The following is a 16,881-nucleotide window of genomic DNA, read 5'->3' on the forward strand; positions in this document are numbered from 1 at the left end:
TGATGATATCAAGCACAAACATGCCTGGAGCGGTAACTAAAATATTCGTTTACAGAAGAATCAGGATTACATATGAACGCAGATAAAACAGCAGGCGCAGAAAAACGTGCTTCAAAAAGACGTTGGTTAAATGCCCAAGATTCTGGTTACCATAAAGCCATGGACAATCGCCATGTGCAGATGATTGCCATTGGCGGTGCAATTGGAACAGGTCTGTTTCTCGGCGCTGGCGCACGCCTTCAGACTGCCGGACCGGCATTAGCTTTAGTTTATTTAGTATGTGGTATTTTTTCATTTTTTATTTTACGTGCCTTAGGTGAACTAGTTTTACATCGGCCCTCTAGTGGCAGCTTTGTCTCTTATGCTCGTGAATTCTTAGGAGAAAAAGCCTCATATGTTACTGGGTGGATGTATTTTATAAATTGGGCAATGACTGGTATTGTTGATATTACAGCCGTAGCATTATATATGCACTATTGGAATGCTTGTGGCGATATACCACAATGGATATTTGCCCTCGGTGCTTTAGCTATCGTTGGTAGCATGAATATGGTTGGAGTTAAATGGTTTGCGGAAATGGAATTTTGGTTTGCTATGGTTAAAGTTTTAGCAATTGTAGTCTTTTTAATTGTAGGTGTTGTATTTTTAGGAAGCGGTGAGCCTTTAGCTGGACATGCTACTGGTTTTTATCTAATTACTGATAATGGTGGGTTTTTCCCAAATGGTCTGTTACCAGCCCTTGTGCTAGTACAAGGTGTTGTATTTGCATTTGCATCAATTGAACTAGTAGGTACTGCTGCAGGAGAATGCAAAGATCCTAAAAATATACTACCGAAAGCTATTAATAGAGTGATCTGGCGTATCGGTTTATTTTATGTTGGGTCAGTAGTATTACTAGTACTACTATTACCTTGGAATGCTTATCAAGCAGGACAGAGCCCATTTGTCACTTTCTTTTCAAAATTAGGTGTACCATATGCTGGTAGTATTATGAATATAGTCGTACTAAGCGCAGCATTATCCAGTTTGAATTCAGGACTGTATGCTACCGGTCGCATTCTTCGATCCATGTCTATGGGTGGATCAGCCCCTCAATGCATGTCTAAAATGAGTAAACATCAAGTTCCTTATGTTGGCATAATAATGACCGTAAGTGTATATATAATTGGAGTATATTTAAACTATATTGTACCGTCTAGCGTATTTGAGATTGTGCTCAATATAGCAACACTTGGTATTATTTCATCTTGGGCTTTTATAGTAATATGTCAAATGCGCCTCCGAAAAGCTATTAAAGAAGGAAAGGTTGAAGATATTAGCTTTAAGATGCCAGGCGCTCCTTTTACATCATGGTTAACACTACTATTTTTAGTAAGCGTTCTAATTTTAATGGCATTTGATTACCCAAACGGCACTTATACTATCGCATCAATTCCATTGCTTGGCATAGTACTAACACTAGGCTGGTTTCGTGTACGTAAACGAGTTAATGCCTTAACAGAAGAAGAGAAAAATTCAGTAAAAATTATCAGATCTTAATATTAATATATTGATCATTAAATGAATCTAGATTACATTAAAAACAAAAAAATAATCGAGGTCTATTTATCATTTTATTGTCATCCGTTCTCTATAAAAAAACAAAATAACTGATCTTGAAGTTAACAGCTATATGCATAACTCACGCATCAAGCTAAACATGATATCATAAATAAATATGTACTAAGTTTATTCAATACTTGTACTTGCATCCCCCTTGAGGGGCTGCAAACACTGACTTACTTTTAAAGTAATTTAATAGCATATCGGTAATATTATCCCGATCAGATATAATAAATATATTTATGCACTTAATAACACTGTTTAATTACTAATGAAAAGCACAAAATATATTCCGGTTTCCCTAGAATCTCATCAAAAATATAAATGAGGATCTTATCACCACCTTTATATAAAATATACAATCTTTGTTATTTTTTAGTTATAAGTGAGATAGCTTCTTAGAATATTAGTATGATTTTACAATAATTTTATTACACTAACTTTATGTTAATTATATTTTTATTATTAATATTCAAAACTGGTTCATATGATGACTGTCTAATTATTTCTATATATATTATATAATAATCAAACACACTATCATATGCCATTTTTTTATGTAATGTAACTATACATATACGCTTTCTGTAAACTAATCACAAAAACCTTTATTTTTCCCAACAGTAAATGCTAATAATCTTTATTTTCTTTTATAATTTAAGGATTTATTATATTTTCAGAGTTGATAAAAATTCTATCTCTTAGGCCACTTTGACGTGATACACAAGCTCTCACTGCGCTTTCAAAAATCAATTTCTCAGAATAAATAGTAAGCTTTTTTTTTGCACGAGTAATTGCCGTATATACTAATTGACGCGTTAACACTGGTATTATCTGATTCGGCAAAATAACTATAGTATGATCAAATTCTGAACCCTGAGATTTGTGTATTGTCATAGCAAAAGCTGTATCATGCAGTGGTAAAAAACAGGTCTGCACCGCAGTAATGCTACCATCAGATAATAAGAACCATACTTTCATTTGGTGATCATTATCTTCCATTACTATACCAACCTCACCATTAAACAATTTCATATCTTGGTCATTACTCATAATCATTACTGGGCGTCCAATATACCATTTTTGCATCACAGGAAAACCCTTACTAATTAACCCAACCTGATGCAACATATTTTCAATACGCTTATTTAACTCTATTACACCAAACAACCCATTATGCACTGCACATAAAACCTGAAAGCATCTAAAAGCAGTTAATACTTGATTAGGTTTCGCACCAGAATGAAGCAAAGATAAGTAAGAACTATATCCTTCCGAGCAATTTTCTACTAACTTCTGATAGTCTGCTTGACATCTAATTGCAATACGACATACATCACTAAATGTACCATTTAATATCTTCTCGGTACAATGAACCTGTCCATTATTTACTGCTAATGCTAACTGACCGATACCAGATGATCGTTTAAATCGATAACTTTTAGTAAGTACACAAATCATATCACCTATTAAATTAGCTCGATTAGCTATCTGCTTAATCAGCTTACAACCAGTTAAACGAAAAAGTTGTTCAGCTCGCGAAGAGCTATAATAATTGTCTGCACGATAACAAAGATCACTAAATACAGATCCAGCTTCTATAGAAGTTAATTGATCTCGATCTCCAAGAAACAGAACTCGTGTGTGATAAGGTAATGCAGTAATTAAAAAAGACATCATAGATAAATCAATCATCGATGCTTCATCAACCACTAACACATCAACTTGAAGAGGATTATCTGCACAAAATCTGATATGCTGACTACTTGGGTGAACATCTAATAGCCTATGAAGTGTAACGGCTTCTCGCGGAAAACTCCTTAAAATACGATCACTTACCTTTAGCCTCTTTAAGGAATGACCAAGAGCCTCGCTTAACTTTAAAGCGGATTTACCAGTGACTGAAACCACCTTTATATATTGTGGTGTTGCTGATAATTCAATAACACTAGCTAAAAACTTAGCTACCGTGGTGGTTTTACCAGTGCCAGGCCCACCAGATATAATTGCTATTTGTCGTGTAAGCGCTACCGCTACAGAAATTTTTTGAAAATTATACACATTCCGACCAAAATAACGATCTAAAATCTTACGTGTCTTCTGTTCATCTATATAAAATGAAGAGTTTTTACGTTGTATAAATTTAGCTACAATAACTTCATTATACCACATCCGATATAAGTAAAGACGCTCTCTATCTAAAACTAGTGGTGCAACTAACTTCCCGTCACTCACTGCTGAGTGTGCTAATAAGGTATCCTTAATATTTTCTGGCGCTCCAACCGATATCCATATCATCTGAGCTAAATCCTGATGCATACCAGAAAAAAAAACTTCAGAACGTAATTGATCAAGTAATAAACATACATGCCCTTCTCTAGTGTTACGGCTCACTAATGCTGCACAAAACATAAGTAAAGATGCTTCCTCTCCTCCTGAGACAACTCGAGCAAAATGCAAATCAAGAGGGTGCAGCAATCCTCTTTGCTGTGCTATATATAATAGCTCTGACAATATCATGTGTTGTTTCCTGAATGTCAGATTTAAATATCAATTTCATGAAATTAATGAAAAATATAATATACTGCTCTCTAAAATACAGAAACGATAAACCTTATGCAAATCTTAGCTAGGCTTTCTATATCTATTTAATAAAAGTCTTACAAAATATAAATTTTTACCGCCCTCACTTAAAAATCATAACATTAAAAACTATAAATTAGTTATCCATAAAAATCTTCCAACTATTACAAAATCACTCCAATTAAAAAAAATCAACAAACTATCGATCCCTTTATTATATCGCCTTACAATTTTTTAGAATTATAAAATAATACGAAAGACATCCAGCGTATAGTGGATTATAAAAACGATAGCAATATTTTTTATTAGTTAGATTGGAGCGCCACTGTAAGTTCATAATATAAAATGACCAACTGATTACACAAAGCATGTATGCATGCTACTACTACAAAATAACCGATGATATACATTCAGGTCAATTTCAATACATCCTATATGCTATGGTTAAATAAAATAACCAATACTATTAATTTAATATTACTTAAATGTCATTTTTTCGCATTCAAGAAAAAAGAATAAAAATTAAAATACACGGCATACACCGTTTTTTCTAAAAAATAAAATATTATAATATATTATATTGTATATTATCTATAATCAAAATAGATGATATCTTATGCATTGGCACTTGACATATAATTAATTTTACAAAAACTAATAAAATCTAATGATTATTATCATATTGCAGTATAATTTTAGATATTATTTACAATAATCTATTTTGATGTTTTAAAAATAAATTTTGTAAAATGTTAATGCGCTCTACATGTATTAAAAATAAAAAAAATATATCATATGCATCTAATATTGATAAAAATTATTAATATTAAGGTCAAATTATTTTTGCTCAATGTCAAAAATAAATACATGTTTACGTAAAAAATTAAAAAATTTTTTTATACACTTACGTGATGTAATAATTATAAATTATATTAAATAATCACCATCAAAACTACTCAATAAAAACACGAAGTATATGTATCTATTTTTTAGATATTACTTCTTATAAAAACGAAAAAAATCAAACTACAATGATCAACTAAGTGTTTATCATTGAGCGATATTAATATTTTCTTAAGATATTTATATCTTTATAACTTAGTATTAGTAATCGAATATCCACTCACTTTTATGTATATCTAATAGTATAGATAAACAACAGAACCAATGATTTTTATAATGATTTTTTATACTACAATAACTTATACTCACTTTTACTCTTCAAAAAAACCTATTTTTTTAGAAAAAACAGATATTCTTTGAGTTCAGCAAAAACGAAAAATTAATTAACGAGAGAATATATAACCATTAAAAATATACTATAATTATTAAAAAAATATCTTTTAACTCCTTTTAATAATTATCCCAATAAAAAGCGCATGCTATCCACTTAATCTATTAATAACGCAATATATAATTATCTTCTTTTTATAATATACGCGATTCTTCTCTACATAATAATATGTTATATTATATATATAATAAGAATACAATATAACTATAGACTTAATTATATCTTGCTCAATATTTTCTCGTAATATTTAGTTTTATTAAAATAAAAATCTTTAATTCAATCATTCTCAACTACTTTTATATAGTAAATACAATGATATTCTATTTATTAAATTAGCAGTACAGTAAAACCCTTATTGATTTAGTTAGTTTTATATATAAAAGACTAGTTTAGATGATAAGAATATTCTAAACTAATTTGTACTATACAAATAATTTAGATATCTATAATATCAAAAGACTTTATCTGTCATGATGATCATCTAGAATAAATTATACTAAAGATCTATTACATGCCACATGAGATGTAGTTTAAAATTAAATCATACTATACAATGATACATATTGGGAGTACACAGTATATATATTATATTTTTAATAATACAAATCTACCTAATCCATAATTTTTTAGCACAAGGATCTGAAATATATGACGCCTCTGGTCACTGAAAATCCTTGTCATTTTCAAAAAACTGGTAGGACAGTATTGCAAATTGTACGTGAAGGACTACAACAATTAGATCAGTATATCAATGAAGATTTCACTCATGCTTGTAAAATCATTTATCATTGCCGCGGAAAAGTAGTGGTTATGGGAATTGGAAAATCAGGTCATATTGGTAAAAAAATTGCCTCAACCTTTGCTAGTACTGGAACGCCTTCTTTTTTTGTGCATCCCGCTGAAGCTAATCATGGTGATCTAGGAATGGTTGGTGCTAATGATATAGTAATTGCTATTTCTAATTCTGGGGAAGCATTAGAGATTTTAACATTAATCCCTGTCTTAAAGCGTCGTCATATCATATTAATCTGCATCACTAGCAGACCTGAAAGCACAATGGCATGCGCTGCAAAAATTCATATATGCGTTAAGGTACCAAAAGAAGCGTGCCCTTTAGGTCTCGCACCAACAAGTAGCACTACTGCTACACTTGTCATGGGCGATGCATTGGCAATCGCATTATTAAATGCTAGAGGTTTCACACAAGAGGATTTTGCTCTTTCCCATCCTGGCGGGGCACTAGGTCATAAGGTATTACTTCGTGTTGAAGATATTATGCATACTGGTAATGATATTCCTTGCATCCAACCAGATGCATCTCTAAGTCAAGCATTATTACATATGACATCTAAAAAAATGGGAGTTATAGTTATTTGTAGCATAGAAGGACTTATTAAAGGTATTTTTACTGATGGCGATTTGCGGCGTATATTAAATTTAAATATAAATATTGATGTGCAAAATATGAGAATAGATAGTGTCATGACTCAATTTGGCATACGTGCACGACCTGGAACATTAGTCGTTGATGCCGTGAACATGATGAAAAGTAAGAATATTACCTGTATCATGATTTCTATAAACGATCAATTATTAGGTCTAGTGCATATTCATGATATTTTACGTGCTAGTATAACTTAAAAAAGTTATGCTTAATAAAAACAACAACTTAAAAAAATAATACTATACTATAAGTAAACGAACTTATAAAGTAATACTTAGATACAATCAACTTAACAATCTGAATGCATTAGTATTATGATCTTTTTATTATCAAAAAAAATTTTCTTATAATTATGCTGCATCTTATTTATAAGATATATCATATACAATTATATCAAAAATTATTGTAACAGGTGTCAGCATAAACTAACTCAACCTGAATCTAACAAATAGACAGCAAAGAATTTTAATATCTCTAATACATTGTATCAAAATCAGACTACTTAGTATGTTTTTATCCTTAGATAAAACAGGATAATACAAAAAATATTAATATATTCAGATACCATTTTTTTGAAAAACAACCTTAAAATATAAAATTATTAGTTTAACTTAAAGATGTCAAAATTCACAGGTAAAATCAAAAATTAATAACACATAAAAGAAATTCTGCATAATGCAAATATTATAGTTTATGTAAATAGACAATTTACACTTTTATAATATAGCCATTCAACCTCTTAATTAAGTAATTTTCTTTTTCCTTTTATTGATTTCAGAATACATTTATTATAGTGGTCACATAAAGACCATATCATACATAAATAAGATCACAGTAAAAAACTTAGAACTAATTTAAAACTTTATTGTATTATTAAATATTTTATAATATCACGTTATCTATAATATTTAGATTACTTATATACGGTCCTACTCTCTAACTAATCATAGATAACACTAACAAAAGTGGAACATTATTATGAATAATAAGAAAACTGCTATTTCAACTTGCTATGGACCGGTGAGTCACAAAGTAATGAAAAAAGCAAAACAAATAGAATTATTAATTTGTGATGTAGACGGTGTCATGTCAAATGGAATGATTTACCAAGGAAATAATGGTGAAGAATTTAAAACTTTTCATGTGCGTGATGGATATGGTATTCATTGCTTATTAACCTCTCAAATTGAAGTGGCAGTTATTACAGGGCGCCAATCAAAATTGCTCAGAGATCGTTGCAGTGCTTTAGGTATAAAATATCTATATGAAGATCAATCTGATAAAATTCAACCGTTCCATCTAATTTTAAAGACACTAAAACTAAATGTACATCAAGTAGCATATATTGGCGATGATCTAGCAGACTGGTCAGTTATGGCGCAAGTAGGTTTAAGCATTACAGTATCTGACGCTCACCCAATCTTACTTGCTAAAGCCGACTATATCACACGGATTGCTGGAGGACATGGGGCCGTACGAGAAATTTGTGATTTAATCCTCATATCAAAAGATAAAATGACCATAGATTGTGTCTCTAAATAGTAATGAGTATAATGAAAAATTGGGTAATAGTATCAATAGCTTTTATAATTATCCTGTTAATCTTTGGAATACTTACAAATCATAATAATATAGAAGACATCTTTAGTGTTAGTGATCATGCTAACGAACCAATTCATATAAGTACTAACTTACATGTACTGTTATATAATAATAACGGTTTTATATCTTACCATATAATGGCCGATAAAGCTCAATATTACTCTGATCATAAAATTAGCTGGTTCATTTGTCCTATAGTCGAAATATATGACGATAAAAAATTTCCAACCTGGAAAATGCGCGCCAATCAAGCTAAACTTACTCATGATAATATATTGTATTTATATGGAAACATTATAGTAAATAGCCTTTCTAATATAACAGAGATAAAAGAAATTAAAGCAAATAATGCAACAGTAAACTTAGTAACGCACGATATTATTGCTAAGGATAGCGTCACACTTTATGGTCATAACTTTCAATCTACTAGTACCAGAATACATGGTAATTTACACAATAAAACAGCAGAATTAATCGGGCAAGTAAAAACTTCTTATGAAATTAAAAACAAAAACTACAATCATAAAAGTATGCATAAGCAGTCTTTTTCTCATTTATAGTATGCCTTCAATTGCACTACTTAAAGATTTTAATCAACCTGTTTATATAAATTCAGAAAAACAGATGGTCAACTTACAAAGCAATATCGCAATAGCGTCTGGTAATGTCTGTGTAACGCAAGGCACTATTAAAATCTTGGCCACTAAAGTTATCATGATGCGTCCAAACGGAGATAATAAAAAAATGATTGTTGATGCTTATGGCGATCTCACAACATTCTATCAAATACAAGATAATCACGCACCAGTTCAGGGGTCTGCAAAAAAAATTCATTATGACTTAGAAAATGATCAAGTGGAGTTAATTGGTAATGCTTGTTTTATGCAACTACATAGTAAAATACAATGTGATCATCTTATTTACTTAATGAAAGAACAAAAAATACAGGCTATTAGCAATAATAATCAGCGAATTACTACAACTCTGATGCCTTCAGAATTACAGAATAACTATAAACCTTCAGTACCATTAAAGAGCAAAAATTACTAACATGTCAACCTTATTCATAGATAATTTAATCAAAACCTACCAAGGTCGTATTATAGTAAAAGGTGTCAGCTTACATGTAAGATCTGGTGAAATTATTGGTTTACTTGGGCCTAATGGTGCAGGAAAAACAACAACATTCTATATGGTGGCAGGAATCATAGCTCGCGACTCAGGACACATTATTCTTGATCAAGAGGATATTAGTTTACTTCCACTACACGAGCGAGCACGACGTGGCATTGGATACCTTCCACAAGAAAGTTCTATTTTTAGACGTCTAAGCGTTTATGATAATTTAATGTCCATACTCGAGATACGTCATGATCTTACTAAAAAACAACGTAAAAATCGTGCTAATGAACTATTAGATGAATTTCATATCGGAAATCATTTACGTAATAAAATGGGACACACATTATCTGGTGGTGAACGACGACGTGTCGAAATCGCGCGTGCGCTAGCGGCAAATCCAAAATTTATTCTCTTAGATGAACCTTTTGCTGGTATCGATCCAATCTCAGTAACAGATATTAAAAATATTATACAGCATCTTCGAAATAATGGTTTAGGCGTATTGATTACTGACCATAATGTTCGTGAAACATTAACAGTATGCGAGCGTGCATATATTGTTAATCAAGGACATTTAATTTCTCATGGTATGCCGAAAAGTATCCTGGCAGATAAGCAAGTACAACGTGTCTATCTAGGTTCAGAGTTTAGATTATAAACAAATATTTTTAGTACTATACATAACGATACTGTCAATCTTTAGAAAATCCAGAAAGTTTTACTTAAACTGATGATGACAGTAAAAATGACTTGCTATCTCTTCCATATATTATCAAACAATTTTTAAAAAAATATGTTTTTATATTAACAAAGATTATTTATATAAAAATAAAATTTTTATCTTGTTATAATTCGTATCATATTAAGATATATCGAATATTTAGATATTAAAAAAATTATTATATTAAAAGAGAACAAAATGTATATTATAAAAATAAATATTTAAATTTAACATCATCATGTTTTTATCATTTAAATAAAAGAAACAAAAATAAAAATTTTAAAAAACATTACGACCTAAAACATAAAAGCTCTTATATTATAAATATTTTTTAGGGTGTATTATATTAATATATTATCAATCATCTTTGCATAAGAAAATCTTAATTGTTATATGTATAAAAATTTTTACTCTAAAAATTCAACTGTATGTTGAATAATAAATATTTAATAATTATACTATATTAGTACTTATATCAAAACTAAAACTTCACTTAAATATTTTTTAGTAATATACTTTACATGCCCTGTATATATTACTTAGATGTATCACATATATTAATATCATACTGATTTAAATATATATTTATATTTATTTTATATTTCAACCTATAGAACATATTTTTAAGTCTGCTAAAAACTATAACACTAAGTATATGTATTTTTATTAGATAGAAAGCATTCTTTAAGATACATACATATAATGGTTTTTTGATCTTATATTTATATAATAAAAATGGGTTTTTGACCATAAATAATGGAAATTTGTATTAGAAGAGTTTCTCTTGTATTAAATTATTTTTATACAGCTATTTTTATTTTTTCATAAATAAGTAAAAGTAAACTGCAATGTTCACTGCTAATTAATGTATCACTATCAATATTGTTTTTTAAATATCTTTTTATATCAGTCCATATATATTAAAAAATATTTTTTATTTATAATATTATTAATGCCTCCCATAACAGAAATTTCTATATGATAAATTGGAAATATTTTTTAGATATAAAATAAAAATAATACAAGTTAATAGTTAATATTTACGTTGACTATAAGTAAACTAAAAATAAAATAAACATTATTTTATAATAAAATATAGTTTTTGTAATTATATTACATAACAGACCTAGGATATAAAAAATGTATAATAATTATACAATTTACATAAAAATCTTTCAAGCATTTATATTTAAAATATTTTATAATATTCCAATGGAATAGACTCAGAGAATACAAGTATCCATTACTATCAAGATAGTACAATATTTACTAAAAACTTACGAAAAATATATTATTAATTAACCATCAAGTTTCTTAAACTCAGCCATCATTAAGTCATTTGAAATTCTAATATCATAATTTTTAAGAAAGTTGCTAAACAAAAAGAGATCATTATTGCATGTATTGTGCACTTTAATAAAATATTTTTATTTTTTTAGTAAAAAATACAGCGCTACTCGTCTCTATAACAATACATAAGTAAGTCAAACTATGATAAATAATAATTCTCAACTAGAACTGAGCACATTACTGAACATAGCATGCACACGTCATGCTGTATATTGCAATAACAAACAAGGGGCCTTAGAAATTATTAGTGATATTGCAGCTAAGCAGCTCAGTCTTCCACAAAAAATTATTTTAGATGCAATAGAAGCACGTGAAAAAATGGGAAGCACTGGCATTGGAAATGGTATTGCTATCCCGCATGGCACATTAAAGGAAGACATTTTACATACTATCGGTGTTTTTTTACGCCTTGAAAACCCTATCGTTTTTGATGCTATTGATAATCAACCGGTTGATCTTTTATTTGCGTTATTAGTGCCAACAGATCAATATAAAACTTACTTATATGCACTATCTTTAGTAGCAAAGCGATTAATGAATCAATCTATTTTACGCCGTCTTCGATCCGCAAGTAGTGATGAAGATCTATATAGTATATTTACTAAAGTACATAATCAAATCGAATGATCATTACATTATAATTAATAGTTTCTCTAAAAATAATCCTTGCTAACAAGCTCAAATATATTTCATGTATTTTTAATTAATAAAAATGCCAACCTTGCAAGGTTTTAAGTTATCTATTAAGTAAATTAGACTGAACCTTTTATTATTGAGAAGATCCCGTCGCGCCCCTTAAAACTAAAAATAGATAAAACTTCTTGCTATATTCAATATGATTTTCTTATTTACAATTAAAAAGTAACTATTAGTTGATAAACTTTGCAATATATTCAACATGCATTGAAATCATTACGTATACTACACGCTATAAAATTTTTATTAATTATCATCTATAAAACAAATATTAGATCATCTTTATATTACATATATTACATATCGAGCATAAAAATAAATTTATATTAAGCTGTAAAAGATATTCCCTTTACTTTTTCTAGAAGAAAAATATATTAAATTGTTTAAAGATAAAGTTTATATAAGTTCTATTTTATATCGCTAATATTGATCTAATTAGATAACGCTTTTTTAGCATTATGCAGTGTTTTTTCTAAAGTTATATGTAATATTTTTATACGTCGCGCCATATGTTCTTCATCATTATTTTTTTTAAGCTTTTCCTGAGCTAATGTATAACAAAGATTTAATGCAGTGCTAAAAATTAATTGATTAGTATTAGTGATCTTGGTGCGATTTTTTAAATCAGTTAACTGTTTTGTCAACTCTTCTACAGCTATACTCAACGCCTCTTTCTGCTCTAAAGGGCAATTAACTCGTAATGCGTTTCCAAGAATATACAAATCTACCGCTTCCTCAGGCATCTGATTATCCTAATTAATTTCTATATTTAAACCTAACGGAAATAGTTTACATTGTTTTATAAAACAACAATGAACTAAACTAACAATAATACATTATTAATCTTATAGGTAATTTTTATATTACTCAATATAACTATATTTATAATAATATAAAATTATAAATGTTTTATATATCTTCTGTTTTATGATATAAAATATGCTTTATAAGCTTTTAATCTTAGCTATTGAATTAAAAATAACCATTCTAATTATCCTATATATAAAAATAAAACTGTTATTATTAGAAAAAACAACATCAACAATTAAACAAAATTTAAATATTATCAATAATTATATTATAATATAATATTAAAATATGATATTTTCTATGGCTTATATCTTATCGAATTATTTAGGATAAAATGTCAGAAATCTTTAATAAAATAATAAATAAACATAATGTTTTATATTACACATTAAGGTTTATATACAATCATGCATATTATACTGCTCTACTTTGATAAAAATACCTATAATATTATATATTAATTCCTTATAAATTATCATACCAAGAATGACCGCATGATCAAAGATTTATGTCTTACTATCTATCTATTAAGTTTTTAAATATAATATTTAATCTTATATGCTTCTTCCAGTTTCTGGAAGACCCTAATTTTAACATTATATTTTATAATTAAATATCTTTCTATGACAAAAACAGACAATAAATCTGTTAATTATTCTAATAGGCGTATTTTTATCCTATATTCCAATTAAGATGATGTATAATAGATACATCTGACCCATAATAATAAACAAAACTATTTAATATAGTCTCAATATAATTTATATAGAAGATATTGACTAGTTCCCTTCTACCTAACTACAGTTTTAAACTAAAGGTAATTACATGCTTAGAATAAGTCATATTTATAATATTTTTTTTAAAAAATCAATTTTTCTATTAAAATGGTTATACAATATTTGCATTTGCTATCTCGAGGTTCTAATATTAGTTTAATAACTGTTCATGTTACTACTTTATATTATGTACATCATTTTAGTTTTTGATTAAAACTAAAATGTGATCTATAGTTAATTATAAGTGTGTTAATCTATAATGAAAAACTGACTATTTTGTATTTTAACTTCATCATTGAACAATCGCGTTCAATTAGAATACGATATATAACTTTACTAATATTATCTTCTGTTAATAAACCTCTTTCAATATGTCTTTAGAATCCAGCATAACTAAAAAAGAATTTTTATATCGTCGTCAGGCACTATTATCTAAAATGGCACCGTCTAGTGGAGCATTATTTTTTGCTGCACCAGTAATTATGAGAAATAAGGATAACGCGTACCCTTATCGACAAAATAGTGACTTTTGGTATTTTACTGGCCTTAATGAACCAGAAGCCGCTTTATTATTAATAAAAATCACAACTTATCAAGATTATAGTGTCCTCTTTAATCGCAGACCAACCTTACAGACCAAGACTTGGCTGGGGCCTTGCTTAGGCCAAGACGCTGCACCTTCTCAATTAGCAGTCGATTATTCTTTTCCATGGGATACTATTAGCAATAATATATGCTACTTTTTAAATGGTTTAAGAATTATCTACCATGCACAGGGACAGGATAAAGTTTCGGATACCATTGTTTCGAGTATATTACATAAACTGCAAAACGGTTTATTACAGCATTGTTCTTCACCTAGTATAGTAGCTGATTGGCGCCCATGGGTGCACGAGCTTCGTCTAATTAAATCTAAAGCAGAACAGGGTCTATTACGAGAAGCAGGACATATTAGCGCCTTAGGTCATCAACGCGCTATTGCCTGCTTGGTTCCAGATATGTATGAGTATCAGCTAGAAGGTGAAATGCAATATGAATTTAATAAAAACGGCGCGCGGTTTACGTCATATAATACAATTATTGGCTCCGGGACAAACGCCTGTATTTTGCATTATAATAATAATACAAAAAAAATTAAATCTGGAGAGTTGGTGCTCATGGATGCTGGTTGTGAATTACAAGGCTACGCGGGAGATATAACCAGAACTATTCCAGTAAATGGAATATTTAGTGTTCCTCAGCGCGCTATTTATAGTATTGTATTAGATGCTATAAATTTAGGACTAGCACTATATACGCCTGGTACTACTATTTTTCAAGTTACCAAAAAAGTAACATACATGATCACAAAACGTCTTATGCAACTAAATATTCTACATGGTAATTTGGAGACTTTGATTGAGGAAAATGCTGTTCATCAGTTTTTTATGCATAAACTGAGTCATTGGCTAGGTTTAGATGTACATGATGTAGGTAGTTATGGTCAAAACTATGATCGTGTATTAGAACCTGGTATGGTTCTTACGGTTGAACCAGGTATCTATATTGCTCCTGATGCGAGCGTACCTAAGGAATATCTCGGTATTGGTATTCGTATTGAAGATACTATTCTTATTACAAAAGATGGTAATGAAAATCTAACTATTCTTGCGGAAAAAAATATCACAAAAATCGAAACTTTAATGATGAATAAAAAAAAATCATGAGCATTATTATCGCTGGAGGAGGAATAATTGGAATCACATTAGCGCTAGCTATTTCTCATGAAACTCAAGGCAAACAATTAGTAGATCTAATAGAAACATCAGACCTTGATATGCGTTTTTCTTCAGATGATCCCGGACATAGCATCGCGCTATCTGCGGAGACTTGCAAAAAATTATCCGCTCTTAATATTTGGTCATATCTTGAACCAATTGCTACAAAAATTACTAATATTCATATTAGTGATCGTGGTCTACCTAGTTCTATTGTTTTAAACGCAACAGACTACAATGTTTCTTCATTAGGATATGTTATAGAACTAAAGAGTGCACTAAAAAGATTGTTAATTCGCCTTAAAGCTGCACCTGGTATTTCCCTATATTGTCCAAACAAGATTTCCTATGTCGAACGTACAAAAGATTTTGTACATGTTATCCTAGATGATAATAGAAAACTTTACGGTACTCTATTAGTGGCTGCTGATGGAGCATCGTCTGATATTGCTAAAATTTGCGGAATTAAAAAATATTACATTCAGTATCCACAAATAGCAATTGTAGCTACTATTTCTACACAATTAGCACATAACGGATGGGCTTTTGAACGATTCACTACTGATGGACCGCTTGCTATGCTGCCAATAAGAAATGGACGCAGTGCACTTGTCTGGTGTCAATCCATATCAAATGCACAAGCAATGTATCATACAAGTGATCAAGAATTTCTTATTCAACTACAAAAAATATTTGGTTGGCGTCTAGGGTATCTTGTAAATACTGGAGAAAGGAAAATTTATCCATTAAAATTACAAATTGCCGGTCAAAATGTATCTCATCGCCTAATTTTAATTGGCGATGCTGCGCAAACCTTACATCCTGTTGCTGGACAAGGTTTTAACCTTGGTATCCGTGATATTATGTCATTAATAGATACCCTAAAAATTGCCTGGAAAAATGAAAGAGATGAAGGGGACAGCAGATCCTTGCAATACTATCAGAAATTGCGAAAACTAGATGTACAAAAAACTATTGCGATTACTGATGGGCTAATTAATATATTTTCTAACCGGACAACGGTACTAGTAATTGGACGTATGGTTGGAATGGCAATAATAGATCATATACCACAGCTACGAAATATAATTGCTCAATGGACTTTAGGTCGGTTAAAAAATTAA

General features: G+C 29.5%; 11 protein-coding genes. 9 read left to right on the forward strand and 2 right to left on the reverse strand.

Features of this window, described 5'->3' with window-relative positions:
* The first annotated feature begins 72 nt into the window (after positions 1 to 72).
* Positions 73 to 1,539, forward strand: coding sequence for an L-asparagine permease (gene ansP / locus ERCIPSPA2889_RS03100; protein ID WP_157989367.1), 1,467 nt, complete (start codon positions 73 to 75; stop codon positions 1,537 to 1,539).
* A gap of 720 nt (positions 1,540 to 2,259) precedes the next feature.
* Here the strand turns inward: ansP and recD are convergent.
* Positions 2,260 to 4,122 carry an exodeoxyribonuclease V subunit alpha gene (gene recD / locus ERCIPSPA2889_RS03105; protein WP_157989368.1) on the reverse strand — a complete coding sequence of 621 codons (1,863 nt, stop codon included), beginning with the start codon at positions 4,120 to 4,122 and terminating at the stop codon, positions 2,260 to 2,262.
* 2,005 nt (positions 4,123 to 6,127) lie between these two features.
* Between recD and kdsD the strand changes: the two genes are divergently transcribed.
* From kdsD to ptsN, 6 genes are all read left to right on the forward strand, one after another.
* Positions 6,128 to 7,120 (forward strand): arabinose-5-phosphate isomerase KdsD, encoded by a 993-nt coding sequence (gene kdsD, locus ERCIPSPA2889_RS03110; protein ID WP_157989369.1) that lies wholly within the window; start codon positions 6,128 to 6,130, stop codon positions 7,118 to 7,120.
* Positions 7,121 to 7,901: 781 nt separating this feature from the next.
* On the forward strand, positions 7,902 to 8,465 hold the full coding sequence (gene kdsC, locus ERCIPSPA2889_RS03115) for a 3-deoxy-manno-octulosonate-8-phosphatase KdsC (RefSeq protein ID WP_157989370.1): 564 nt from the start codon (positions 7,902 to 7,904) through the stop codon (positions 8,463 to 8,465).
* Positions 8,466 to 8,476: 11 nt separating this feature from the next.
* The gene (lptC, locus tag ERCIPSPA2889_RS03120; RefSeq protein ID WP_157989371.1) at positions 8,477 to 9,085 is read left to right on the forward strand and encodes an LPS export ABC transporter periplasmic protein LptC; all 609 of its coding nucleotides are present in this window, start codon (positions 8,477 to 8,479) and stop codon (positions 9,083 to 9,085) included.
* Position 9,086: 1 nt separating this feature from the next.
* Entirely contained in the window at positions 9,087 to 9,575 is a 489-nt protein-coding gene (gene lptA, locus ERCIPSPA2889_RS03125; protein ID WP_414973876.1) for a lipopolysaccharide transport periplasmic protein LptA, read from the forward strand.
* A 1-nt stretch (position 9,576) separates the two neighbouring features.
* The gene (lptB, locus tag ERCIPSPA2889_RS03130; RefSeq protein WP_157989373.1) at positions 9,577 to 10,305 is read left to right on the forward strand and encodes an LPS export ABC transporter ATP-binding protein; all 729 of its coding nucleotides are present in this window, start codon (positions 9,577 to 9,579) and stop codon (positions 10,303 to 10,305) included.
* 1,554 nt (positions 10,306 to 11,859) lie between these two features.
* Positions 11,860 to 12,345: a PTS IIA-like nitrogen regulatory protein PtsN gene (gene ptsN / locus ERCIPSPA2889_RS03135; protein WP_157989374.1), complete on the forward strand. Its 486-nt coding sequence runs from the start codon at positions 11,860 to 11,862 to the stop codon at positions 12,343 to 12,345.
* 500 nt (positions 12,346 to 12,845) lie between these two features.
* On the opposite strand, the gene zapA is transcribed toward ptsN, so the two are convergent.
* Positions 12,846 to 13,157, reverse strand: coding sequence for a cell division protein ZapA (zapA, locus tag ERCIPSPA2889_RS03140; RefSeq protein ID WP_157989375.1), 312 nt, complete (start codon positions 13,155 to 13,157; stop codon positions 12,846 to 12,848).
* Positions 13,158 to 14,389: 1,232 nt separating this feature from the next.
* Between zapA and pepP the strand changes: the two genes are divergently transcribed.
* Both pepP and ubiH read left to right on the forward strand, forming a co-directional pair.
* Complete coding sequence (pepP, locus tag ERCIPSPA2889_RS03145; RefSeq protein ID WP_157989447.1) at positions 14,390 to 15,706, forward strand: Xaa-Pro aminopeptidase; 1,317 nt, start codon at positions 14,390 to 14,392, stop codon at positions 15,704 to 15,706.
* Positions 15,703 to 16,881 carry a 2-octaprenyl-6-methoxyphenyl hydroxylase gene (ubiH, locus tag ERCIPSPA2889_RS03150; protein WP_157989376.1) on the forward strand — a complete coding sequence of 393 codons (1,179 nt, stop codon included), beginning with the start codon at positions 15,703 to 15,705 and terminating at the stop codon, positions 16,879 to 16,881. Before pepP ends, ubiH begins: the two co-directional genes overlap by 4 nt.

This window comes from Candidatus Erwinia haradaeae (genome assembly GCF_900698985.1).
Lineage (GTDB): Bacteria > Pseudomonadota > Gammaproteobacteria > Enterobacterales > Enterobacteriaceae > Erwinia_E > Erwinia_E haradaeae_B.